Origin of the sequence: Sphingopyxis sp. BSNA05 (assembly GCF_013265645.1) — a bacterium.
Lineage (GTDB): Bacteria > Pseudomonadota > Alphaproteobacteria > Sphingomonadales > Sphingomonadaceae > Parasphingorhabdus.
Window position 1 is genome coordinate 37,596 of the sequence record NZ_PYIA01000077.1, and the last position, 22,128, is coordinate 59,723.

26 protein-coding genes are annotated in these 22,128 nt (G+C 58.9%); 7 read left to right on the forward strand and 19 right to left on the reverse strand.

Annotation, left to right across the window (positions count from 1 at the left end; all coding sequences use genetic code 11):
• The first annotated feature begins 318 nt into the window (after window positions 1-318).
• Together C8024_RS08685 and C8024_RS21405 are read left to right on the forward strand one after the other, a co-directional pair.
• Window positions 319-918 carry a hypothetical protein gene (locus C8024_RS08685; RefSeq protein ID WP_254305741.1) on the forward strand — a complete coding sequence of 200 codons (600 nt, stop codon included), beginning with the start codon at window positions 319-321 and terminating at the stop codon, window positions 916-918.
• Window positions 919-965: 47 nt separating this feature from the next.
• Complete coding sequence (locus C8024_RS21405) at window positions 966-1,247, forward strand: hypothetical protein (RefSeq protein WP_254305742.1); 282 nt, start codon at window positions 966-968, stop codon at window positions 1,245-1,247.
• A gap of 168 nt (window positions 1,248-1,415) precedes the next feature.
• On the opposite strand, the gene C8024_RS08690 is transcribed toward C8024_RS21405, so the two are convergent.
• Window positions 1,416-1,901: a translation initiation factor 2 gene (locus C8024_RS08690; RefSeq protein WP_173204164.1), complete on the reverse strand. Its 486-nt coding sequence runs from the start codon at window positions 1,899-1,901 to the stop codon at window positions 1,416-1,418.
• 382 nt (window positions 1,902-2,283) lie between these two features.
• Between C8024_RS08690 and C8024_RS08695 the strand changes: the two genes are divergently transcribed.
• The 5 genes from C8024_RS08695 (at window position 2,284) to C8024_RS08715 (ending at window position 7,654) form a co-directional block, all read left to right on the forward strand.
• A complete protein-coding gene (locus tag C8024_RS08695) occupies window positions 2,284-3,705 on the forward strand; it encodes an O-antigen ligase (protein WP_173204166.1) in 1,422 nt (473 codons plus the stop codon).
• A gap of 161 nt (window positions 3,706-3,866) precedes the next feature.
• The gene (locus C8024_RS08700; RefSeq protein ID WP_100093206.1) at window positions 3,867-4,574 is read left to right on the forward strand and encodes a polysaccharide biosynthesis/export family protein; all 708 of its coding nucleotides are present in this window, start codon (window positions 3,867-3,869) and stop codon (window positions 4,572-4,574) included.
• Window positions 4,575-4,593: 19 nt separating this feature from the next.
• The gene (locus C8024_RS08705; RefSeq protein ID WP_173204168.1) at window positions 4,594-5,730 is read left to right on the forward strand and encodes a Wzz/FepE/Etk N-terminal domain-containing protein; all 1,137 of its coding nucleotides are present in this window, start codon (window positions 4,594-4,596) and stop codon (window positions 5,728-5,730) included.
• On the forward strand, window positions 5,655-6,731 hold the full coding sequence (locus tag C8024_RS08710) for a CpsD/CapB family tyrosine-protein kinase (protein ID WP_173204170.1): 1,077 nt from the start codon (window positions 5,655-5,657) through the stop codon (window positions 6,729-6,731). The genes C8024_RS08705 and C8024_RS08710 overlap by 76 nt, the downstream gene beginning before the upstream one ends.
• A 71-nt stretch (window positions 6,732-6,802) precedes the next feature.
• On the forward strand, window positions 6,803-7,654 hold the full coding sequence (locus C8024_RS08715; protein ID WP_217272098.1) for a hypothetical protein: 852 nt from the start codon (window positions 6,803-6,805) through the stop codon (window positions 7,652-7,654).
• A gap of 285 nt (window positions 7,655-7,939) precedes the next feature.
• Here C8024_RS08715 and C8024_RS08720 read toward each other — a convergent pair whose 3' ends face one another.
• The 18 genes from C8024_RS08720 to C8024_RS08790 form a co-directional block, all read right to left on the reverse strand.
• Window positions 7,940-8,794 (reverse strand): DegT/DnrJ/EryC1/StrS aminotransferase family protein, encoded by an 855-nt coding sequence (locus tag C8024_RS08720; RefSeq protein ID WP_302051609.1) that lies wholly within the window; start codon window positions 8,792-8,794, stop codon window positions 7,940-7,942.
• The gene (locus tag C8024_RS22545) at window positions 8,727-9,071 is read right to left on the reverse strand and encodes a DegT/DnrJ/EryC1/StrS family aminotransferase (RefSeq protein ID WP_302051610.1); all 345 of its coding nucleotides are present in this window, start codon (window positions 9,069-9,071) and stop codon (window positions 8,727-8,729) included. The genes C8024_RS08720 and C8024_RS22545 overlap by 68 nt, the downstream gene beginning before the upstream one ends.
• 2 nt (window positions 9,072-9,073) lie before the next feature.
• Complete coding sequence (locus C8024_RS20170; RefSeq protein WP_367947237.1) at window positions 9,074-9,400, reverse strand: DapH/DapD/GlmU-related protein; 327 nt, start codon at window positions 9,398-9,400, stop codon at window positions 9,074-9,076.
• Between the two features lie 295 nt (window positions 9,401-9,695).
• Window positions 9,696-10,292, reverse strand: a complete 597-nt coding sequence (locus C8024_RS08730; RefSeq protein ID WP_173204174.1) for a sugar transferase — start codon at window positions 10,290-10,292, stop codon at window positions 9,696-9,698.
• Window positions 10,293-10,474: 182 nt separating this feature from the next.
• Complete coding sequence (locus C8024_RS20175; RefSeq protein ID WP_217272099.1) at window positions 10,475-11,017, reverse strand: glycosyltransferase; 543 nt, start codon at window positions 11,015-11,017, stop codon at window positions 10,475-10,477.
• A complete protein-coding gene (locus tag C8024_RS20180; RefSeq protein WP_217272100.1) occupies window positions 10,990-11,271 on the reverse strand; it encodes a hypothetical protein in 282 nt (93 codons plus the stop codon). The genes C8024_RS20175 and C8024_RS20180 overlap by 28 nt, the downstream gene beginning before the upstream one ends.
• Window positions 11,262-11,606: a glycosyltransferase gene (locus C8024_RS20185; protein WP_217272101.1), complete on the reverse strand. Its 345-nt coding sequence runs from the start codon at window positions 11,604-11,606 to the stop codon at window positions 11,262-11,264. The genes C8024_RS20180 and C8024_RS20185 overlap by 10 nt, the downstream gene beginning before the upstream one ends.
• Before the next feature lie 69 nt (window positions 11,607-11,675).
• Window positions 11,676-12,791, reverse strand: a complete 1,116-nt coding sequence (gene wecB / locus C8024_RS08740; RefSeq protein ID WP_173204228.1) for a non-hydrolyzing UDP-N-acetylglucosamine 2-epimerase — start codon at window positions 12,789-12,791, stop codon at window positions 11,676-11,678.
• 13 nt (window positions 12,792-12,804) lie between these two features.
• Window positions 12,805-13,494 (reverse strand): hypothetical protein, encoded by a 690-nt coding sequence (locus C8024_RS08745; protein ID WP_173204176.1) that lies wholly within the window; start codon window positions 13,492-13,494, stop codon window positions 12,805-12,807.
• Window positions 13,495-13,519: 25 nt separating this feature from the next.
• Window positions 13,520-14,626, reverse strand: a complete 1,107-nt coding sequence (locus tag C8024_RS08750) for an NAD-dependent epimerase/dehydratase family protein (protein WP_173204177.1) — start codon at window positions 14,624-14,626, stop codon at window positions 13,520-13,522.
• Between the two features lies 1 nt (window position 14,627).
• Window positions 14,628-15,602 (reverse strand): polysaccharide biosynthesis protein, encoded by a 975-nt coding sequence (locus tag C8024_RS08755; protein WP_367947238.1) that lies wholly within the window; start codon window positions 15,600-15,602, stop codon window positions 14,628-14,630.
• A gap of 48 nt (window positions 15,603-15,650) precedes the next feature.
• Complete coding sequence (locus C8024_RS08760) at window positions 15,651-15,821, reverse strand: hypothetical protein (RefSeq protein ID WP_173204179.1); 171 nt, start codon at window positions 15,819-15,821, stop codon at window positions 15,651-15,653.
• Window positions 15,818-16,888, reverse strand: coding sequence for a glycosyltransferase (locus C8024_RS08765; RefSeq protein WP_173204181.1), 1,071 nt, complete (start codon window positions 16,886-16,888; stop codon window positions 15,818-15,820). The genes C8024_RS08760 and C8024_RS08765 overlap by 4 nt, the downstream gene beginning before the upstream one ends.
• Window positions 16,885-17,868 carry a sulfotransferase domain-containing protein gene (locus tag C8024_RS08770; protein ID WP_173204183.1) on the reverse strand — a complete coding sequence of 328 codons (984 nt, stop codon included), beginning with the start codon at window positions 17,866-17,868 and terminating at the stop codon, window positions 16,885-16,887. Before C8024_RS08770 ends, C8024_RS08765 begins: the two co-directional genes overlap by 4 nt.
• Window positions 17,869-17,955: 87 nt before the next feature.
• A complete protein-coding gene (locus C8024_RS08775; protein WP_173204185.1) occupies window positions 17,956-18,855 on the reverse strand; it encodes a sulfotransferase domain-containing protein in 900 nt (299 codons plus the stop codon).
• A 112-nt stretch (window positions 18,856-18,967) separates the two neighbouring features.
• Window positions 18,968-20,080: a glycosyltransferase gene (locus tag C8024_RS08780; protein ID WP_302051612.1), complete on the reverse strand. Its 1,113-nt coding sequence runs from the start codon at window positions 20,078-20,080 to the stop codon at window positions 18,968-18,970.
• Entirely contained in the window at window positions 19,962-20,909 is a 948-nt protein-coding gene (locus C8024_RS08785; RefSeq protein ID WP_173204189.1) for a glycosyltransferase, read from the reverse strand. Before C8024_RS08785 ends, C8024_RS08780 begins: the two co-directional genes overlap by 119 nt.
• Complete coding sequence (locus tag C8024_RS08790; protein WP_173204191.1) at window positions 20,906-21,910, reverse strand: glycosyltransferase family 4 protein; 1,005 nt, start codon at window positions 21,908-21,910, stop codon at window positions 20,906-20,908. The genes C8024_RS08785 and C8024_RS08790 overlap by 4 nt, the downstream gene beginning before the upstream one ends.
• Window positions 21,911-22,128: the final 218 nt, after the last annotated feature.

The window sequence follows — 22,128 nt, forward strand, 5'->3', positions numbered from 1 at the left end:
ATACTTGCAAACTTTTTCTAAGACCTCCGTGTCCTCCACTCCCTTAATCCCTGAATTATCAGAAGACCGCCGGCCCCGGCGCTTTGGCAACGGGACGTACGGCGGGTTGCGCGAACAGCGCGAAGCCCTGCTTCATCGGGTCGAATTCAAATGGTCCCGCCAGAAAAATCAGGAGGATCTGTGGTGCGCTGGGCCATGATATTGGCGCAGCGACAGAAATAGGGAGAATTTCCAAGGGTGACTTGTGAATTAGTCTAAAAAGTGGCTTGCCTCGTGCTCCGATTTTTCTAATACAATAAGAAACGGGGGATTTACTTGATGAAAATGAAATTTCTGGTGCCTATTCTGGCGCTCGCAACTGCCACGCCTGCGATGGCGGAGACCTTGACCAATGATACCGTGCTGTCGATGATCAGCCTGGGGCTTGGTGATGAGGCAATCGTCGCGAAAATCCGCGCATCGGAATCCGAATATGATCTGTCGATCGATTCCATGGTGAGCCTGAAAAACCAGGGCGTGTCGAGCGCGGTGATTGCGGCGATGATCGACGCGCAGGAAAGCAATAATTCCGGCGTGGCGGCGATGGTGCCGGATTCTCCCGATCCCATGGTGCCGCATCCCGAGGGCGTCTATCTGCTGGACGATACGGAAGAAGTCGCGAAGATGGTCCGGATCGATTCCACCATATCCAATCAGGCCAAAACAGGCGGTATGTTCGGCTATGCGCTTACCGGCGGTTTGGCTTCGGTGAGCGTGAAGGCGTCGATCCCCAACGAGACGGCGCGCGTGGGCATAAGTTCCCAGACACCTGTCTTCTATATGTTTTTGACGAGTCCAACCCGGACACCGTGGTCCAGTCGAGCAACTGGCAGTCCGGTTCAGCCCAGACCGTCAATTCTCCAAACGAGTTCACCCTGATCAGGCTGAAGCAGAAAAAGGGACGGCGCGAGGCGCGGGTCGGCAGCATGAACATCGGCGGCACCAAAGTCGGCGTGATGGACAAGGACCAGCATCGGTTCGATTATGAAATCGTCCGGCCCGGCGTTTACAAGGTCGTCATTCAGGAAGTTCTTGAAGAGGGCGAATATGGGTTCATCTATGCATTGAACGGCGGTGCCACAGGCGGCGCACATTTTCGATTTCACTGTCTATTAGATTCTCGGTTGCACCGACCTAAAAAGGAACCGGCCGGGGCCTGGTTCGCAGAGCGGGCCCTGGTGGTTGCGGGTCCGTTGCGGTTCGGTTGAACCAATCACTTGAACCACTGCCGACCCGGTTTTGCAGGTTGCAGCCAATGGCCCAGCCTTGCCTGTCATGTCGCCACAGATGGTCAAAAAACGGAGCGCCAGAAAAACCGGGCGCTCCGCGTGAGAATTCTTCCGGGCGGAATCGTCCGCACCGAATCTGATTGGTAATCAGTCCTCAAGTCCGGCAAGTTTTGCGCCAATCGTTTTGGCAACATCCACGCGAACCGAGTCATTATGTTCTTCAACGGTCTGGACAACGTTCCCGTCCTTGTCGAGCAAGACCGCTTCCTCATCCGATCCATCTGGTGCCAAGCGCACAATCAAGGGACGTGGATAGAGCCGGTTGCTTGCTCCGTTGGTGCCATCGACGACCGCGCCGACACCGCCGCCAAGCAGAATATTGCCAAAGGCAGAACCACCCAATTTGGATTGGATGAGGACGTAGGTAGATTGATATCCTGCCAGGGAAATGTCAGCGCGTTGATCATTCTTTCTTTTGAATTCGCGTTTGCACGGGGTCGTGCATTGTTCCCCGCCTGTGAATTCTACCAGCGCGCCGCCAGGTTCGGTCACCGCCGAATAATCCACGTTCGTGCCGTTGAGCACAGTGGCGCACCCGCCAAGACTGAATGCCAGGCTGGCTGCGGCTGCCACGTATAACTTACTTCTCATAAATAATCCCCCCTTATTATTTGGATATTTCAGGATATTTTAAAGGGACTTTTTGTAAAGTCGTTTCTAGTTTTATTTTTAATATCTATTTTTCTTTTCGAATTATTCTGCCTGGATCTGGCGAAATAGTGTGTGAAAAGCTGTCGTCCGTGCCGTGAGAATATACCGGGAGAGATCGGTACAACCGGACGGCCAGGCGCGCCCATTTCCGGATAAGCAGGTCCCGGAGCTTTTGATGACAAAGACTTAGCCAGTGAGGGCGATCATTGATGGTTGAGACATAAATTGAATTGACTATCCGCCATTGGCCCATCATCAATTCCGGACGCCATCCCGATTTGCAGTCTAGATTATTTGGGCCATGATGAATAACAGAAAAAACAAAGGCATAGCACCCCGTCGCGCGGTGGCGGACCGCGCTTCGCTGCTGGTGCTGGGCATTTTCATCGTTGCGATCTGCTTTCTCGGGGGGAGCGCCCGCGGCGATGCCGTGCAGCTGATTGTGCTGAGGCCGGTCGCTTGCCTGGTTGCCGCTTTTGCCCTGTACCAGCTGGGCGGGCAAAAGGTGCGGGGGCTTGTACCGCTATATGCGGGGCTGGCCTTTCTGGGCCTGTGGATGATCATCCAGTTGATACCCTTGCCCTATTCGATCTGGTCCGAACTGCCCGGCCGCGGCTTGATCGTGAAGCTTGATGCTGCCGGCGCGCAGGGGGAACTGTGGCGCCCATTGTCCTTTTCGCCATCGCGGACCGCCAATTCGCTGGCCGCGCTGATCGTCCCGCTGGCAGCGCTGCTGCTGTTCCATATCTATCCGGACAGACGGAAGAAGGACTTTCTCTCGCTGATCATCCTCATTGCATTCTGCAATTCTCTGCTCAGTATTCTCCAGATTCTCGGCCCCAGCGGCGGGCCGCTCTATTTCTACGAGTTCACCAATTCGTCCGAAGCCGTCGGATTTTTCGCCAACCGCAACCATTCGAGCGTTTTTTCCGCAGTATCGCTGTTGATCATAAGCTATGTCTACTCGCAGAACTGGCGCTTTTTCCGGCTCGGCGACAAATATAGCAACATGGCGTTGGGCACGGTCTACCTGCTGGTCTTCCTGTCCTCGATCCTGAACGGTTCGCGCGCCGGCTTCCTGTGTGGCGGCATAGCGCTGTTCATCGGCCTGATATTGTACAATTTGCGACCGGCGGACGCCGCAGCGCGTCGGAAGAAACAGGGAAAAAGGATCGGCTCGGTCCTCGTTTCGGTCGCTGCCGTCGGGTTCAGTGCGGTGCTGGTCCTGCTCTTCTTCGCGTCTGATCGCGTCCCGGCGATCAGCCGTCTGATCGAAACGGACACTATGGCGAACCTGCGGGCCGGCGCAATGCCGACCCTGCTCGAGATGATCGGAACATATTGGCCGTTCGGCACTGGCTTCGGGACATTCGACAAGGCCTATTTCATCCACGAACCCAGCGAATTGCTGATGCCCAGCTATTTCAACCAGGCCCATAATGACTGGCTGCAAATTCTGATCGAGGGCGGGGCTCCGGTGGCGGTGCTGGCCGTTGCCGCAATCCTGTTCTGCATCGTCAGTGTGCTGAAACTTTTCTCCGCCACGTCCGGAAACCGGGGCCATCTGCTTTTCTGGTTCGGGATCATGGGGATATTGGCGGTGGCCAGCGCGGTCGATTATCCGTTGCGGACGCCCTTGTTCAGCGCGGTCGCTGTCTGGATCTTGGCGCTGCTGTTCACCGCCCGCCGCAATCCGGAAGCGCTCGGCTTCGCCAAGGGGGTATAAACGGGGCATTCGGGGCCCTTGTCAGGGCGGCGAATCCGCCGGGAAACCGCCTCCGCAGCGCCCGACATCGTCACCCGTTCGGAAATAGCGATGGTTCGAGGTTGCCTAATCGCAAATTGCTGTTTACGGCTGAATTCCGTTGTGTGGTTTAGAGAGTGGAAATGAAAATCCAATTGAAACAATTGTTCATTTTGGCGGTATCGGGGGCTCTGTTGAGCGCTTGCGCAACCTCACCAATCGGTTCGTCGAGGGACATCGAACTGACGACATTGGAGGAGCTTCCTGCGAACAATGTCGGGACGCCCTATTCCGTCCGACCGCTTGAAACTCTGGAGATTGCCGTTTTCGGTTCGGAACTGCTGACCGGCACCTATCTTCCGGATGAACAAGGACGGCTGAATTTCCCTCTGATCGGTCTTGTCGATACGGATGGCCTGACGCCCTCCGGTGTCGAAGATGTGATCGAGGACAAGTTGCGCGGTAAATATATTCTCAACCCGCAGGTTACCGTTCGCCCGACCAAATTGCCGGAGCTGACCGTTTCGATCGGGGGAGAGGTGAAGAAACCGGGAACCTATATGTCCTCCAATTCGCAAACCCTGCTCCGTGCCGTCTACAACGCGGGTGGCTTGTCAGATTATGCAAAATCCCAAGAGGTCCTAATATCACGTACCGTAGGAGGCCAGAAATATATCGGCGCCTACAATCTCCAGGCGATCGAGCGTGGGAATTATCCGGATCCCGCCATCTATCCAAATGACGTTATTTCCGTCGGTGATTCCCCTTCAAAACGCTTCCTCCAGGCTATTCTGGCGTATATCCCCCTTCTTTCTACGACTGCGATCATGATCGACAGAGTAGGGCGATAGGCTAATAAAGATTATGGCAATGAACAATCAGCAAGCAAGATCAGCCATCGGTGATCGTGACGAATTCGAAACGACTACTTCTGATTCCATCAGTCTCCACGATCTGGAACGGTTCTGGCAGCAGGCGATCAACCTGCGCTATGTGATACTCGGCATCATCGTATTTTCGCTGGTCGTCGGATTGATCATGACGCTGCTGCAGACACCTCTCTACCGGTCCACCGCGCGCATCGAGATCAGCCAGATCGAGTCCGACGTGACCAATATCGGTGATGTGGAACTGCAGAATATCTCGAAGGATCGCCAGTATTTCGCCACGCAATACGAGCTTCTGCAGTCGCGCAGCCTTGCGAACCGGGTGGTCAGTGCCGGAAACCTGACTCGCGACAAGAATTTCCAGAATGCGTTCGGCCTTGCCGAAAGGGGCGTGTCGGACAATGCGGCGGCAAATATCCTGCTCGGCAATATCTCGATCCAGCCGATTGAATTCTCGAGCCTGGTAGATATCAGCTTTTCCAGCCCGGACCCCAAATTGTCGGCCGAAATCGCCAATCTCTGGGCGCAGGAATTCCTGGGCATGAATTTTGACAAAAGATTCGGCTCCAACGTCCAGGCCCAGAAATTCCTTGGAGACCAGATCTCCGAAATGCGGGAAAAACTCGAGCGTTCCGAACAGGAACTGATCGACTATGCCAACGCCAACGAGATTGTGAACATCACGCCGATTGCATCCGAAGAGGGCGCGACCGGTGGCGGCCAGACGCTGGCTTCGTCAGAGCTTTCCGCGTTGAGCGGCGATCTGGCCCGGGCAACCGCCGCACGGATCGAGGCCGAAAGCGCCCTGCGGGCGAGCGCGGCCGCAGCCGGGGCCGGCAGCGCCTCTGCCGTCCTGAAATCCCGTCTGTCAGAAGTGCAGGCCAAGCTTGCCAGCCTCAAGTCGCAATTCGGTCCGTCTTATCCGCAAATCGTTGCCCTGGAGGCAGAAGAGGCCTCGTTGAAATCCTCGATGCAGGGGCTTCGAACGACATCACCAGAGAATTGCGGGCCAATCTGCAAAAGGCGCTGCTCCAGGAGCAGGCCTTGCAGAGGGAATTCGATCGCGCCAAATCCGGTTATCTGGGGCAGCAGGGACAGGGCGTCCGCTACGGAATATTGAAGCGCGAAGTCGATACCAACCGGCAGCTCTATGACGCGTTGCTGCAGCGCTTCAAGGAGGTCGGCGTGGTCGGCGCGGGCAAGAATAACATGATCATGGTCGACAAGGCCGAGATCTCCCGGAGGCCTTATGAACCGTCCCTGACCCGCAACCTGCTGCTGGCCTTCCTGTTCGGTGCCTTTGCCAGCGGCGCGCTGGTCATCCTCCGCGAAACGATGGACCAGAGCATTCGCAACCCGGCTGATGTGAAGCGGGTTCTCGACCTGCCGGTTCTGGGTCTGATTCCGCTGATCCCGGAAGATGCCATCAACGAACAGCTGGAAGACAAGAAATCCGAACTGAACGAAGCCTATCAGGCGACCCGGACCAACCTGACCTTCCTGACGGACAAGGGCGCTCCCGGAACGCTGATGTTCACCAGTACGCGGCCGGATGAAGGCAAGACGCTTACCGCCGTCGCGGTGGCCGAAAGCCTCGGCCATCTGGGCAAACGCGTTCTCTATATCGATGCCGACTTGCGCAATTCGGGCTTGCGCGAGATTTTTGACAATGTGCCCAAACCGGGTGTCGGCCTGAGCGGCTTTCTGGCCGGAAGCGACGATTTTGCGAAAAGCATTGTCTCGCTGGATTCGCATCCGTTCGATATTTTGCCAAGCGGCAGAAAGCCGCCCAATCCCGGTGAATTGCTGGCTGGCCCGCGCTTGCAATCGCTGCTCGAACAGCTGGGCGCTACCTATGATCATATCATCATCGACAGTCCGCCTGTCCTGGGGCTGGCCGATGCGCTTGAAATTGCTTCGGTCGCCGACGGTGTTGTCTTCGTGGTCGAAGCCAACAGCGGGAAAATCCGGACAATTCAGCAGGCTCTGAGCAGGCTTGAAACCAGCGGCGCCCGCATATTCGGCGCGATTGTCACGAAGCTGGATGACCGGAACCTGACCTATGGTTACGGTTACGGCTATGGCTACGGACATAGCTATGGTGAAAAAGACGATCTCTGAACGATGGCCCACGCGCTGATCCAACCCAGATGAATTGGCTGAAAGCAACCGTCCTTTCTGTCGGGGCCATCATGCTGAGCGGCGTCGTGGCTATGCAGGCCGTCACCAATGTTCTGGCAAAGGATCAACCCGTACTGGCTGCGGGTGCTTTTCCGTTGAACGGATATGCGCTCGAGCGTGTCGCGCTGGACCGTCTCAACAGCCCGGCTGCCGGATCGCTCGCGCCGCTGGCCGAAAGGATTGTGGCGAAGGAACCATTGTCGCCGGTTGCATGGACAATTTTAGCCCTATCACAACAGGATGCTGGCAAGAAAGCCCGGATCCTGCTGGCCGCAGGAGAGCTCAACCGCAGAACGCTGATGCTGCAGTCAAACCTGCTGCTGCTTTACGCTTCGAGAGATGATTTTGCCAACAGCATCGCTGTGCTCAACCAGATCCTGACCGTTTCCCCCGAGCAACAGGAGACGATGTTTCCGATCCTGATACAGGCGCTGAAAGATCAGCGATCGGTTCCGGAATTTGCCGGGGCGCTGAGCAACAAGCCGGGCTGGGCCGACCCATTTCTGAAAGCCGCTGCCGAGGACCGGGACGCGCTGGCCAATCTGACCCGTTTGAGGATGAGCCTGTTTGGCAGGCTGGCCATTGAGCCCGACACCGACAAGACCATCATCGCTGCGCTGGTCAGGGCCGGGGATCTGGATTCCGCGGCGATGCTTTACCGCAAGATTTCGGGATCGTCGTCTGGTGGGCCGGCCGCTTCGGTCCAGCGGCAGCAAAAGCTCGACTGGAGCACCGACATGCCCCCGTTCGACTGGCGGCTGAATGATGGTGCGGGAGAGCGCGCGCAGATTGTCGATGATCCCGAGCGGCTTGAATTTTTGTCCGGAGAGGCAAGGCAGGCCTATTGGCCGAGCGCATATTGACCGTACCGCAATCATTCACGCTGAGGATAGAGCACAAGGTTTCGCCGTTGAAACAGCGTGAGGATGTGCAGATCCAGCTTCAGTGCGAAAACAGCAAGAACCGGTTTTTGTGCAACCGCTCACGAAAAGTCCGAGCATATATTCGGTCGGTCCGCTTCCGTCCGACTGCGGGACCGTCCGCCTGATGCTGCTGGCGCGGGCATGGTCCGACAAGGAGAATCTGAGCGGGCAGATATATTCGATCGCCCTAGACTAACGGGGATTTTTAAGACTGACCATCGCCGGTCAGCGCGTTTCCTCCAACAGGCCCGCTATCCGTTCGATCACTTCATCCTGCTGGCCATCGCTCATGTCGCTTCCCGAGGGCAGGCAGAGGCCGTTGGCGAATAGCGCCTCGTCGACACCGGCTCCATGATAGGGTGCCCCGGCATATAACGGCTGCATGTGCATCGGTTTCCACAACGGCCGGGCTTCGATTTCATGCTGGAGCAGCATCAGGCGCACGTCCTCGCGCGATACCCCCGCCTTTGCCGGATCAATGGTCAGAGCGGTGAGCCAGCGGGTCGATCGCTGCCCCTCGGGTTCCGGCATGAAGGTGATGCCCGGACGGGACAGCGCCTTGTGGTAGCGCTCGCAGATCGCCCGACGGCGGGCGACGCGATCATCCAGCACCTCCATCTGGCCGAGGCCGATTGCGGCGCAGATATTCGACAGCCGGTAATTATAGCCGAAGGTGGAATGTTCATAATGCGGTGCCGGATCCCGCGCCTGGGTCGCCAGAAACCGCGCTTCGTCGGCCCACGCCTTGTGCTTGGTCACCAGCATGCCGCCGCCCGACGTGGTGATGATCTTGTTGCCGTTGAACGACAGGATAGCTGCGTCGCCGCCGGTACCGGCCTTGCGCCCATCGAGATAGGATGCGCCCAGACTCTCGGCGCTGTCGAGGACCAGCCGGACATCATATTGTCCAGCAAGAGCTTCCAGCGCGTCGAGATCGACGGACTGACCGTAGAGGTCGGTCGGGACGATCGCCTTGGGCAGGCGGCCATCACGCGCAGCCACGGCCAGTTCTTCAGCGAGCCGCACGATGTCGATGGTCCAGCTGGCCGGATCGAGATCGAAAACGGGGCGTTGCGCCAAGATAGTTGACCGGGAAGATGCCACCGGCAAAGGTCATGGAGGAAATCCACACCTCGTCACCGGCGCCGACACCGGCGATGCGCAACGCCAGGTGCAGGGCGGCAGAGCCGGAAGACAGGCCAACGCAATGCAGGCCGCCCCCGAGATAATCGCTGACGGTGGCCTCGAAAGCCTCGAGCTGCGGTCCCAGCGGAGCTACGAAGTTCGAGGCAAAGGCCTCGGCTACATATTCCTGTTCCCTGCCGGACATATGGGGGCGTGAAAGATAGATGCGCATGATCAGTCCTTGTTCAACGGCCGTGCCGGATTGCCGACAACGGTTTGGCCGGCCGCCACATCCCGGGTGACAACCGCGCCCATGCCGACGGTGGCGCCGGCACCAATGGAGATTCCCTGCCGCAATATCGCTCCGGCACCAATATAGGCATGGTCGCCGATTGTGACATTGCCGTTGGCCTTGGCGCCAGGGGCGAAGGTGACATAATCACCGACGACACAGTCATGTTCGACATAGGAATAGAGATTGGCGTGGAAACAGCGTCCGATCGTAATGTTCGAGGTCAGCGTCACGAACGGGGACAGGCAGGCGCCAGCGCCGAAGGCCACATTGTCCATCTGCACAACCGAAGTCGCACGCGCTTCAACGAGCGGGATTTCTGCTGCGGCGCATTTCTCCGCCAGAATCTGGCGAATCCTCGGAGCGGCAATGGCAATGGAGACGGCTTTGTCCTTGGTGTCGCGTTCCAGAAAACCGGGCCAGTCGACGATATCGTGGCCGTTGACGAGACCGGGCGCCTGCCGTCGTCAATGAACAGCAGTTCAGCCTCGGGATATTGTTCCCGCAACAAGGGCATGATGCCGCGACCGCAACCGGATGCGCCGTAGACCCCGATCAGCCGCTTCATGACCGGGATCCCGTGAATTTCGGCATCGTCGCTTCTCCCGCTGCCGAAATGCCTTCCCGTTTCAGCACCTTGCGAATGGTCAGCCAGATGATTTTCAGGTCAAGCCAGAGGCTGCGGTTGTCGACATACCACACGTCGAGCGCGAATTTCTCGTCCCAGGAAATGGCGTTGCGCCCGTTGATCTGCGCCCAGCCGGTGACGCCGGGGCGCACTTCGTGCCGGCGCGCCTGTTCGGGCGAATAGAGCGGCAGATATTCCATCAGCAGCGGCCTGGGCCCGACGAGGCTCATGTCGCCTTTCAGAACGTTCCACAGTTCCGGCAGTTCGTCCAGCGAACTGGATCTCAGTTTGCTGCCCAGCGGGGTCAGCCGCGCCTTATCGGGCAAAGCCTGGCCATCCGGACCGGTTGCATCGCGCATGGTCCGGAACTTCATCATTTCAAAAGGCTTGCCGTCCTTGCCAGGTCTGATCTGGCGGAACAGCACCGGCGACCCCATCCCGCGCCGGATCAGAATCACAAGGATCAGCAACAGCGGCGAGAGAAGCGCAAGGCCGGTGCCGGCGCCGATTATGTCGAACAGGCGTTTCACCATGAGCGCACAAGGTTCTGATCCCCGCAAAGCCAAAGCAAGGGGGGCTTCGCGGAAGCGGGAATGGGCAATGGCACCGAGTCACGGGAAGCCGAATGACATTTCCCGGTCTGCGGCATATCGGCATCTGAAATTTTCACGCCATACTCCCTGTGCGATCCCCGATAAAACCTTGCCTGCAGCGACTATTCGCCGCCCTCTATCACCGCGATCATGTCCCGGTTTACCCGGTGCACATCGAACCGTTCCCTCGCCAGACGATGAGACGCCTCTGACATCTTTAGCAATTCTTCGCAAGACGCGCTTGCCAGTCGGTCCATGGCCTGTGCCAGAGCCGCGGTATCGCGCGGCGGCACCAGCATGCCGTTGCTCCCGCCGTCGAGTGTCTCGCGGCAACCGGGCATGTCGGTGGTGATGATCAGCCGACCCAGCGCCAGCGCCTCGAGCAGCGAGCGCGGCACCCCTTCGCGATAATAGCTCGGCAGAACCACCACATGGGCTGCGCGCATCAGGGGCCGTACATCGGCGACCTGGCCGTGCCATGTCAGCACCTGCTCGGCCTGCCAGCGGTCGATCTCCTCGGCGGTCACGCTGTCCGGGTTGCTGTCGAGTCCGCCGATCAGGTCGAACTGCACCTGTGGATGGCGCGCGCGGGTGCGGCGCGCCGCCTCGGCAAATTCGCGCACGCCCTTCGAGGCGATCATCCGCGCGACCAGCACGAAGCGCATCGGCCGTCGGGCAGCGGCACCCGGGCGAAACGGTCGAGATCAATGCCCGAGCCATCGACAACCCGTGTCTGCGCACCGGCTCCCAGAATGGCGCGTTCGCGGAACAGCGCCAGATCGTCGCGATTCTGAAACACCACCATATCCGCGCGGTTGAGCGCGGCGCGATAGAGGCCCGAGACCAGCGCCGTCAGCAACCGTTGCCTGGCGCCCGTGCCCTCGTTGAACGACAGACCCAGCCCGGTAATCAGCGCCACGCGGCGCGGCACCCGCGCCAGCCAGCCGCCAGCGTGCCCCAGATGACCGGCTTGACCGTATAGCCCATCATAACATCGGGCCGCAGCCGCCGCATCAGGCGCGCCAGCGCGGCCAGCAGGCGCAGATCGGCCAGCGGCGACAGGCCGGTGCGGTCCATCGGCACATCATGCGGGGTGATGCCCATCTCGCGCAACTGCTCCGCCTCGACGCTGCCGGCGCCAAGCCCCGGCGCCGCCGCATGGACCTCATGCCCGCGCGCCACCAGGGCCTGCAGCAGCGGCCCCCGGAAATTCAGCAGCGATCCGGCAAATCCGGCAATGATTATGAAACGCATGGGTTTATCTGCCCTGCCGGTGTGCCACAGCGGAAGCAACGTCGACCTCGGGACGGTATTGCATAGACTTCAGCCTTTCCGCCAAACCACCCGGTTCACAAAATCGGTGTAGCTGTGGATGATCCGGACGATTTTCTCCGATACATTGTCCGGTGCATAATCATCGACCAGATGCAATGCCCGTTCCTCGCCGCGGGGCTGGGACTGGAGGATTTCCAGCCCTTGCAGCACGCGTTCGGGGTTCATGCCGACCATCATCACCGCCGCTTCCTCCATGCCCTCCGGCCGTTCGTGGGTTTCGCGGATATTGAGCGCGGGAAAATTGAGGATAGAGCTTTCCTCGGTGATCGTGCCGCTGTCCGACAGCACAGCGCGGGCGTTCATCTGCAGGGCGTTATAGTCGGAGAAGCCGAAGGGTTTCATCTGCTGCACCCGCGGGTCGAGTTTCGCGCCGGTGGCCTCGATCTTGTTGCGGGTGCGCGGGTGGGTGGAGAGGATCACCGGCAGTCCGAACCGCTCGGGCAGCATGTTGAGTATCGCCACCAACCCCTCGAACTGGCGCGGGTCCTCGATATTTTCCTCGCGGTGCGCGCTGACCACGAAATAGCCGTGCTTTTCCAGACCCAGCTGTTCCTGGACATTCGAGGCTGCAATCCGGTCGCCATAGGCGGACAGAACTTCGCGCATCGGGCTGCCGGTGACGATCACCCGCTGCGGATCCAGTCCCTCGCGCAGCAGATATTCGCGCGCGATCTGGCTGTAGGTCAGGTTGATGTCGGCGGTATGGTCAACGATCCGGCGGTTGATCTCCTCGGGCACGCGCATATCGAAGCAGCGGTTGCCTGCTTCCATGTGGAAAGTGGGAATCTTCAGCCGCTTGGCGCTGATCACCGCGAGGCAGCTGTTGGTGTCGCCCAGCACCAGTACCGCATCGGGCCGGTGTTCGGCGAGTATCTTTGCGGATTTGGCAATGATATTGCCGATCGTCTCGGCGGCGGTGTCGCCCGCCGCTTCCAGAAATATATCGGGCTGGCGCAGGCCGAGATCCTCGTAGAATATGCCGTTCAGTTCATAATCGTAATTCTGCCCGGTGTGGATGATCAGATGGTCGCAATGCCGGTCGAGCGCGGCCATGACCCGTGACAGCCGGATCAGCTCCGGCCGGGTGCCGACGATAGTGGCGATTTTGAGTTTTTTGTCATTTGTCCTGTTCTTCCTGAACGCGTAGAATGATCGCCGAAATTTTGTAGTTTTTGGCGAGGTAGCTCAGGCCCGAAGCGCGCGACTTGGTTCTTTCGATTCCACCACGAAACGTTACCATTCGCGCGATGTCGCCCACTATTGATTTTATCGACTGAAATGATGTTCTTGTGCGGCGCAGGTCAGACCATCGTCCGCCATCCACCAGAATCTCGCCGTCCACAATCCGTGTACCAGGGAACAGAGCATGTATTTCCTCCGGGGATGGCCGGAACATCGTGTCAATCGGATCAAGATGATAGGGATAATCGTAGGGCACTGTAACGATGATATATCCGCCCGGTCGAACAAAGCTCTTGCAGGCGTCGGCGAATGCGGCGGGATCAACAAGATGTTCGAGCAGATTGCAAAGTAGAAGCGATTTAGCCTGGACGTCTTGAAGTTTCGCGCAGACATCCGGATCGAAAATATCGCCGACGATCTCGACGCCTTCGGCATCTCGAAGATCGGTAGTGACAATCCGCACGCCTCTTTCTCGCAGAGGAGCATGAACAAACTGCTCGATATGGGGCTTTGCAATTGTTCGAAATGCGAGACTGGAAGATCCGATCTCCAGCAGAGGTGACAATTCCGCAACATCCATTTCGGTCAGATGTTTTTGCAACCATTTTGATTCGATCAGTCTCATATATTTTATCCCGAAAATTGCATCATTAAGTCAGCGGGTGCGCAATCGTATCCGGCCGGTCCCGGTCGAACAGCTCGTTGGCCCAGAGCATGCAGATCAGCTCGTCCTCGCCGACATTGGTGATGTCATGGCTCCAGCCCGGCACGGTTTCCACCACCATCGATTCCTCGCCATATGTGTCGAGCGCGTGGGTCTCGCCGCTGTCCATATTGTAGAAACGGAACCGCGCCTGTCCTTTCAGGACAAGGAATTTCTCGGTCTTTGCATGGTGATAATGGCCGCCGCGGGTGACTCCGGGACCGGCGGTGAAAAAGCTGAACTGGCCCGAATGTTCGGTGCGCAGCATTTCGGCAAAGACACCGCGCTCGTCGCCGTGGCGGGTGACGGGATAGGCAAAATCCGCGACCGGCAGATAGCTGATATAGGTGGCATAGAGCGCGCGTCCGAGCCCGGTGCCGGTTTCTCCCACCGTGTGCGTCTCTCGGATAGCCCGGTATTCGCGCAGCTGGTCTGCGAGGTCCTGCAGGGTGATGCGATATTCCGGCGCGATTGCAGTGATCTGGGCGCCGCTGCCCGGCGAGGCCAGCCAGGCCAGCCATCCGGTGATCACGTCATCGACATGGACCAGCCGGACCTCGGCGTCCGGAGCGCTGATCGTGATCGGCAGATCGCGGGCGATATTGTGGCAGAAGGTGGCGACGACCGAATTGTAATCCGGGCGGCACCATTTGCCGAACACATTGACCAGCCGGCAGATATTGACCGGCGCGCCGCTGTCGCTGGCCAGCGCCTGCAGATGGGTTTCCGCGTTCGCCTTGGTCCGGCCATAAGGCGTGTCGCGATCCACCTGGATGGTGGACGCCGCAATCACGGGAATGGCAGCGGACCGGTCGCGCAGCAATGCGCACAGCTGCGCGGTATAGCGATCGTTGATTTCCTCGAATTCCGCTTCCGTGTCCGGCCGGTTGGCTCCGGCCAGATGGACCACCGCTTCCGCCTGCTTCACCATGTCGGCCAGATCGGCGTCGCTGGTGGCGCGGGTCGCGCCAAGCACGTCATGGCCTGCTTCGCGCAGGCGCAGCGCCAGATTGCGGCCGATGAAACCATTTGCTCCGGTAATCAGGACCTGCATGTCAAACCTCGGAATCTGCCGGTTCGCCGGCCATCGTGGAACGGATGAAGGGAAGCTGCAGCAGCAGCTCTTTCATGCCCTCGACATCAAGCTGTTGCGTGTTTTCCGACGTATAGTCAAAGGATTCGCTGATCCGGCTTTCCCCGGATTCGACATAGACGCCGTAATTCAGGTCGCGCATGTCGGCCGGAACGCGATAATATTCTCCCAGATCAACCGATTGGGCGAGTTCCTCGCGCGAGAGCAGGGTCTCGTGCTTTTTCTCGCCGTGGCGGGTGCCCAGAATATTGATCGGATGGTCCGGTTTCCCGAACAGGTCCAGCAGCGCTTCGGCCAGGACCCTGATCGTCGCGGCCGGCGCCTTCTGCACCAGCACATCACCCGTCGCCCCGTGTTCATAGCCGAACAGGACCAGATCGACGGCGTGGTCCAGCGTCATCATGAAGCGGGTCATGTCGGGATCGGTGATGGTCAGCGGCTCGCCCGCCTGGATCTGGCGCACGAACAGCGGAATGACCGATCCGCGCGAGGCCATGACATTGCCATAGCGGGTGCAGCAGATGGTCATGCGGTCGGGATCGATCGCGCGGGCCTTGCCGGTCGCGACCTTTTCCATCATCGCCTTGGACGTGCCCATCGCATTGATCGGATAGACCGCCTTGTCGGTGGACAGGCAGATCATCCGCTTGACGCCGGAGCGATGCGCCGCATCGATCGTGTTGGCAGTGCCCAGGACATTGGTGTTCACAGCCTCGAGCGGAAAGAATTCGCAGGACGGAACCTGTTTCAGCGCCGCGGCGTGAAACACGAAATCGACGCCGTGCATGGCGTCCGAGAGACTGTCCCGACTGCGCACGTCGCCGAGGAAGAATTTGAGCTTGTCGTTGCGATACAGCTTGCGCATATCGTCCTGCTTCTTCTCGTCGCGGCTGAAGATACGGATTTCGCGGACATTGCTGTCCAGAAAGCGCCGCACCACGCATTGCCAAAACTGCCGGTGCCGCCGGTGATCATCAGGCAAACATCATCTAACATGAACATCATTCTCCATAAGGGTCCGGTCGGGGCCGGGCGCGTTGCATTGCGCCAGCAGACGGACAAGGGCTTCGCTGTGAACTTTATAATCAAAATTGGCTTCGGCTGTCGCGCGAGCGGCGCGGCGCATTGCCGATAATTGCGCCGGATCGAGCGTCAACGCCCGCTCGAGAATATTCGCCAGGTCGCCGGGGGCGTGGGATGGCAGACCAGCCCGTTGACACCATCGTCCAGATGTTCTGCAAGATCCGAAGTCAGGTTGGTGATCACCGGCGTCCCGAGGCTAAGGCTCTCGCCGAACTTGGTCGGGAAACCGGCGGTCGACACCCGGTTGATCTGGCGCAGGAAGATGCTGAAATCGGCAGCGCGCGTGATCGCGACCGATTGCTCGTGCGTGACCCGGCCGTGCAACGCCAGACCCGGAGGCACGGCGCCGCGACCGGCGAGACCCGGCAGGGCCAATACTTCGTCGGCGGTGGGACCGGCAATTTCGAGCAGGATGCGATTTCCCTCGGGGTCCAGTCGCATCAGTGCGCTTATCACCGTATCGAGCAGATCGTTCGAGGCGGAACCGCAATAGGCAAGTCGCAGGCGTCCGTCGGTAGACCGGCTTTTGAGCGAGGGTTCCAGCGCCGAGACATCAAGGGTTGGGGGCACCTGCGCCACGGCAAGGCCGCGCTTGCGGTAATAGTCGGCGAGATAGGAGGATATCGCGACCACGCCGTCCAGCCGGGGGATCAACACGCGCATCGCCAGCTCGATATTCCACAAATAGGGTGATTTCAGAAAGCCGGCGGTGCTGTTTGCCGTATACCATTCGACGGCATCAAAGATCAGCGGGATATTGCGCCGCCGGGCCATCCCGGTCAGCTGCAGCAAATAGGGCGAATAGCCGCTGTACAATATGATCGCGGCGGGCGGCGTTGGCGCGCGCGCGATCCAGTCCCGCGTGCGGCTGCCGGTGAAGATATAGCGGGCCCGTTTCAGCGCGCGCGGCAGATGCTCGGCATCGCGCTCGCCGGTCGAGGCGAGGCTGATCCCCGGCGCGAAAGGCCGCGCATCGCTGCCCGAGCGGTCGATCTGGGCCGAGATGATCGTCACCCGATAGCCCGCCGCGACCAGCGACTGGGCATTGCCCAGCACGCGCCGCGCGCCCGCCCCGCCCTCGGGAAAGTCGAAGGGGACAACATAAGCGATCCAGGGGGGCTGTTGCGGGCTTGTGGTCACGGCTCGCCGGTCTCCCGCGCATATTTTGCCCGCCACATAGTGAGATCGCGCCCCAGCAGCTTTTCCAACCGAACGATCTGCGGTTCATAATGATCGCGCAATCGCATCACGGCTTCCGGATCGGGGGCCTGGACCTGGCTGTTCTCGACATAGTTGCGGGTCAGGAAACGCCTGCGCAAAGACTTGCGAAAGCGGTCCAGCCGCGGTGCGTTCAGAAACTGGCGCAGCGGACCGAAAGCATATAGGCGGTTGAGCAGCCGGCGCATGGCCGGATAGCGCAGGGCGGTTGCGACATTGCGCTTCATGTCCGGCTCCACCGTTATCGGGTCCAGCCCGAGAAAGGCGAACAGCCGGTCTGCCTGGCGCTGGAAATCGGCCGCTATGTCATCGGTCAGCAACACCAATATATTGTCCGCTCCGAATAGGCCGGCCCAGGTTTCGTAGATATCCGCATAATGGCCGGGTTCGACATACATGCACCAGCGGAAGGCATCCATATCGGATTTGCTGGAATAATAGGTTCCGGTCCGCACCCGCAAGCGATCCGCCTCGGTGATTCCCGGTCCGGCCGCCAGAGCGCGGTCAATCGCTTCGGCAAAGCCCAGTTGTTCGAGCTGGCCCTTGTTGTGCGACATGCCATATTGTGAATAGGCGCGCGCTATCGGCTCCCGAAAGGTCAGCAGGATCTTCAGGTCCGTGCCCAATGTCTCGGCGATGCGCCTTGCAGTATCGAAGCCGAATCCCGTCGCATAGCCGATCGACATGTCACCGAGAATCTTTTCGCCTTGCGCATTGGCGAAATGGGTCGCCGAATACCAGTCCAGGCCCTCGGCAAACCGGTCGTCGGTGTTGAAGAAACTGGGCTCCTTCTGCCGCGGAAGAAACACATCCGGATGGGTGCGCAACATCGCGTTGATCGTCGCCGAAGCGGACTTCGGCACACCGGCATGGATGAAATTGGGGAGCGTATTTGCTGGCAAATTCAATACCTTATCTCGAGCCGTTTCTGTTCATGTCGCAAAAGCCGCGATAGGTGACCGTTCGTTAGTGCACGGCGCCTTAATTGGCTACCAATAGAGAGCATCTGGGAACTCCCGCTGCAGTTTTTCTCGATCAGCCTTGTAATATTCCTGAAGCAGTGACTTTGCTTCAGGCGTCAGAACATCCTTATGCGCGATCGGATTGGTGAAAGGCCATCTTCCGAACAAAAAGGAGAAGCCGCGACCGGCATTCCGCAACAGTTGCGATGACCGATATTCCTTGCGCGAACGTCCCAGCGAGTAACTATAGGTCAGGGCGTTTGGCAGCTTGCGGAAAAAGGCGCGTCGATAATCATAGCTGCCGACGTTTTTCGCGTTTTCCTGAATTTGATCCGGATCAAACGGCACTTGCAGAAAGGTGCAGAGCCTTTGCATCACCGTGCTAAAATCCTGCTGCATCGCATTCTGACTGGTGATGAAAATACTGTCAGCACCATAGATATCCCGGACATGCGTCAGGCTGGAGTGATAAATTCCGTTTCTCAGCAGCGCCGTTCCGGATATATGTTTTGATAGATAATCGCCGTGAAACATTGCCTTGACGGCACGGTTAATTTCCATAACCGGAAGCTTTGCGCTGTTCATTAAATGAAAATAATGGGAAATAAAACGACTGACCGGTTCACGGCAGACCATGATCATTTTGCAATCCGGGGAATGGTCCTTGAGACGGTCTATGGCCACTATATCGGTGAATATGGTTGGCCGCTTTATTCCCCTTAATTGCCCATCCGCAGCACGTGAAAAGTCAAGTTGGCGATCCACACGACCCTGTTCAAAATCGGGTGATTCGAAACAGGCGAGTTCCCCAAGCGGCAAGTATAGCATCGGATGATTATGCAAATAATGTTGCACGGCCGTGGAAGCCGATTTTTGGGCGCCAATTATTGCGAAATCTATCCGGGTATCGGAGCCGGGAACAGTCATGTGTTGACCTTTCCAAGAAGTAGCATTTCAATCATGTCCAGTTTACGCCGATCATCCAGTACGGCAGCAGGCAAGCGATCGGTTGCTAGGGCAGCGCGGAGCGCGTCGTCCGTTATAACCCTATGCATCGCTTCAAAATGGATTCGTCTTCCTGCTCGGCAATCAGGCCGGTGTCGCCGTGCATCAGTTGCTCCTCCACACCCGAGACACGAGTGGCCACAATCGGCTTTCCCATCACCTTCGCTTCGTTGACGACACCGCACAGGCCTTCGTAGTTCGACAGCATTGCCACTATATCGGCGTGGGCATAAGCGGGGAACGGATTTTCGACGCGGCCAAGAAGGTGAATATTGGCGCCTAGGTCTTGGTTTGCGATTTCTGCTTCCAGAATCGCGCGATCGGGACCATCGCCCAATATAAACCAATCGAAATCCAGCCCTGCGTCCACCAGCCGGCGCGCTATCCGCACCATGCGGGTCAGGCCCTTGGCTTTCTCGTGCAGCCGGCAGACCGATATAATGCGCAGCGCGCCGTCGCGCCGGGGAGGAAACGGGTCCGTTCCGTTTTGTGCCCGTGCGCGCATTTCTTCGGCGTTCAGAATATTGTAGATCACATGAGATTTTTCATCAATTTCCGGGACTACCGCAATCAGTGACCGTCGCGCTATATCAGAGACACAGATAAAGGCCGTGAAGGCGTCAAGGTTCCGCTGCACCCGCTTCACTATGTCGTGGCTTCTACCCATCTGCGACAGGTCATTGCGGATGAAATGCAGCTTTCCAGGCGCCCGGACGATATAGCGGACAACCCAGGTGGGCGCGCCGGTCATGCCAACCGCGGCCCCGTCGTAGCGGCGGAAAGCAAGCCGGAAGGCGTTCAATACTCCCCAGCCCCCGCGCAAAGCCCTGACTAGCGGCTTGGACGATCGTTTGCCGGGACGCAGATGCATGACCTCGATAGCGGGATCAAGGCGCTGCTCGAGCGTGCCGCCGCCCTCTGTCAGCACCAGCGTGATATGTGCACCACGTTTCTGCAAGGCGTGCAACAGCCGCAGAGTCGACATTTCACCGCCGCCAATGTTGAACTGGGAAAGATGAAAAGCAGCCTCATCTATCGGTCTGACCTGATATCCGACGCACGCTTGCAGGCATGCGCAAGTTGCGCAAAAAGCGGCGTAACTGGCCCAATAGCGACCCGGAATAAATCTTGTGAAAGGCTGCCACAACGCGGGGGTCTTCGGACGGCAGGGCCGGGTCCAGCGCCGATCCGGAAGGCGCCAGCGCCGTGTGCATCCGGTCGTGGGCTCCGGTATGGGTGCCGCTGCCGTCAAAACCGATATTCTGCACCAGATTGCGGACCGGATAGAGAGCCACGCGGTCATTGATGACATGCCACAGGTTGAACATGATCGACCAGGAATCAATCCGACCTTCGAGCTGTCTGCCCAGCCGGTCCAGCTTGTCCGACCCGGTTGCCATGAACCGCTTGCGCAAAGCCCGGTCCTGCCAGAGGCGCGGAGCGTCCCTGCCAGACCAGTCGACCGTTTCCCAGCGGTCGCGCCATGTTGCCCAGCTATGACTGCAGCTGCGCGGTACGGCATAGATATCATGCGTATAGCCAGCGGGAGGCTGCGGAAGCGGACAATAGCCGGTGACGGACCCGACCTCGGCGGTTTGCGCATGTCTTTCCAGCGCGCCGTTCATGAATTGCAGGAAATCGGGAGCCACCAGCAGATCATCCTCGAGCACGATGATTTGCCCGTGTTGATCGAGAACCCGTGTTACGCCGTCGATAATCGATTGCGCCAGCCCCTTGTTCTTGTCCGACACAATGGTTGTAACCTTCGCGAAATCGCGCTGCCAGCGTGGCTCGGCCAGTACGGTACGGACCGCGGCGACCTTGTCTTCGGCTGCGGCATTTTTCGGCCCGTCCGAGAATATCCAGAGACTGGTGTCGCGCGCGCCTTCTGCGGCAGCCAGGGCCGTGAGCGTCTGCTCCAGGTGGTCGGGGCGTGCATAGGCGAACAAGGCGACCGGAGCGTGCGAACGGGTCATGCCGGCTGCCCCGCTACCACTGTATGATAGGCGTTCACCAGTGTCTCGATAATGGTCTCGGGATCGTGTGTTGCGCTGGCACGAATTCGCGCAGCCTCCGAGAGTTTCTCTGCCAGATCATCATCTTCGAAAACACGCTGCAGCTGCCAGGCGAGCATCGCCGGATCGCCCGCGCGATAGTAAAGCACCTCTTTTTCATCCTGCGCCATGGACGGCACGCCCCCGACATAGGACGGAACCGCCGGGACCCCCATCAGCATCGCTTCGGCAAGCGTATTGGGGCTATTCTCGATCAGCGAAGACAGGACGACGACATGGGACCGGCGCATCCGCTCGGCCATTTGCTCTGCATCCAGCTGACCGGTGAAGACCACGTGATCCCTTAGTCCGAGATCGGATATGAGATCCATCAGGTAGACCGAGTAACCGACCAGTCGCTGCGCCGACAGCCGGGACAAAGACCAGGGATTGCGGCCGGCGATATAGAGCTTGGCATCGGGGAACTTGTGATGGATCTGGGCCAGCGCCCGGACGGCAAAATGCACGCCCTTTAGCGCCGAGGCTCCATTGCCGACGAAGATCGAAAAGGGTTCGCAATCCGTGCGGGACCAGCGTTTCTCGTAAAAGGGATCACGCAATATTCGCGGGCAATGATGATATTTTGCCTCCGGATTCAGCCAGTTGGCCTGGGCCCGGTCCCAGATTGTCCGGCCCAGAATATGGTCGGCCATGGCGATCGTCTCGCGCTCGCCGCGCAGGCGGGGCAGAAATTTGACCAGATTATTGGCCAGCAGCGCCAGCCCCACGATCATATGTTGCGGATGGCGGAGATTGAGAAAATCGCCTGCCGAAAGATGGCCGAACTGATAGGGCTTGTAGCCGTTGATCACGCCTTGCAGGGAAATCAGCCGGCGGCCGGACCAGCTGGACAGGAAGCGGCGCGTATAGGCCATTTCGGTGCCTTCGACATGCAATATGTCGGGTGCAAATTCGGCCAGCACACGGTCGCAATCGGCTTGCCCGACATCATAGCTGTCGCCCCTGGACTGGGGAATCGCGAAATAGTCGATGCCATCCTGATGGACATGCTGCAGAGTTTTACGGGGGCGCGCATCGCGACGCCCAGTCGCAAGCCCTCCACCCTTGCGAGGCGGCTGGTGGTAACGGAAAGCCAGCCGCCGAACGGCGTTTCAGGCACGCCGAGACGGGCGGCCACGGC

Excerpts from the sequence above, each read along its gene's own strand:
- C8024_RS20175 (WP_217272099.1), bottom strand. The coding sequence starts at position 11,017 with ATGCGCTTCGTGCTGGTCGCGCGGATGATCGCCTCGAAGGGCGTGCGC.
- C8024_RS08715 (WP_217272098.1), top strand. The coding sequence starts at position 6,803 with ATGCTGAGCGGCGTCGTGGCTATGCAGGCCGTCACCAATGTTCTGGCA.
- C8024_RS08700 (WP_100093206.1), top strand. The coding sequence starts at position 3,867 with ATGAAAATCCAATTGAAACAATTGTTCATTTTGGCGGTATCGGGGGCT.
- C8024_RS20185 (WP_217272101.1), bottom strand. The coding sequence starts at position 11,606 with ATGCGTTTCATAATCATTGCCGGATTTGCCGGATCGCTGCTGAATTTC.
- C8024_RS08750 (WP_173204177.1), bottom strand. The coding sequence starts at position 14,626 with ATGCAGGTCCTGATTACCGGAGCAAATGGTTTCATCGGCCGCAATCTG.
- C8024_RS08785 (WP_173204189.1), bottom strand. The coding sequence starts at position 20,909 with ATGACCCGTTCGCACGCTCCGGTCGCCTTGTTCGCCTATGCACGCCCC.
- C8024_RS21405 (WP_254305742.1), top strand. The coding sequence starts at position 966 with ATGAACATCGGCGGCACCAAAGTCGGCGTGATGGACAAGGACCAGCAT.
- C8024_RS08730 (WP_173204174.1), bottom strand. The coding sequence starts at position 10,292 with ATGGTGAAACGCCTGTTCGACATAATCGGCGCCGGCACCGGCCTTGCG.
- C8024_RS08695 (WP_173204166.1), top strand. The coding sequence starts at position 2,284 with ATGAATAACAGAAAAAACAAAGGCATAGCACCCCGTCGCGCGGTGGCG.
- C8024_RS08705 (WP_173204168.1), top strand. The coding sequence starts at position 4,594 with ATGAACAATCAGCAAGCAAGATCAGCCATCGGTGATCGTGACGAATTC.
- C8024_RS22545 (WP_302051610.1), bottom strand. The coding sequence starts at position 9,071 with ATGCGCATCTATCTTTCACGCCCCCATATGTCCGGCAGGGAACAGGAA.
- C8024_RS08775 (WP_173204185.1), bottom strand. The coding sequence starts at position 18,855 with ATGACTGTTCCCGGCTCCGATACCCGGATAGATTTCGCAATAATTGGC.
- C8024_RS08745 (WP_173204176.1), bottom strand. The coding sequence starts at position 13,494 with ATGAGACTGATCGAATCAAAATGGTTGCAAAAACATCTGACCGAAATG.
- C8024_RS08685 (WP_254305741.1), top strand. The coding sequence starts at position 319 with ATGAAAATGAAATTTCTGGTGCCTATTCTGGCGCTCGCAACTGCCACG.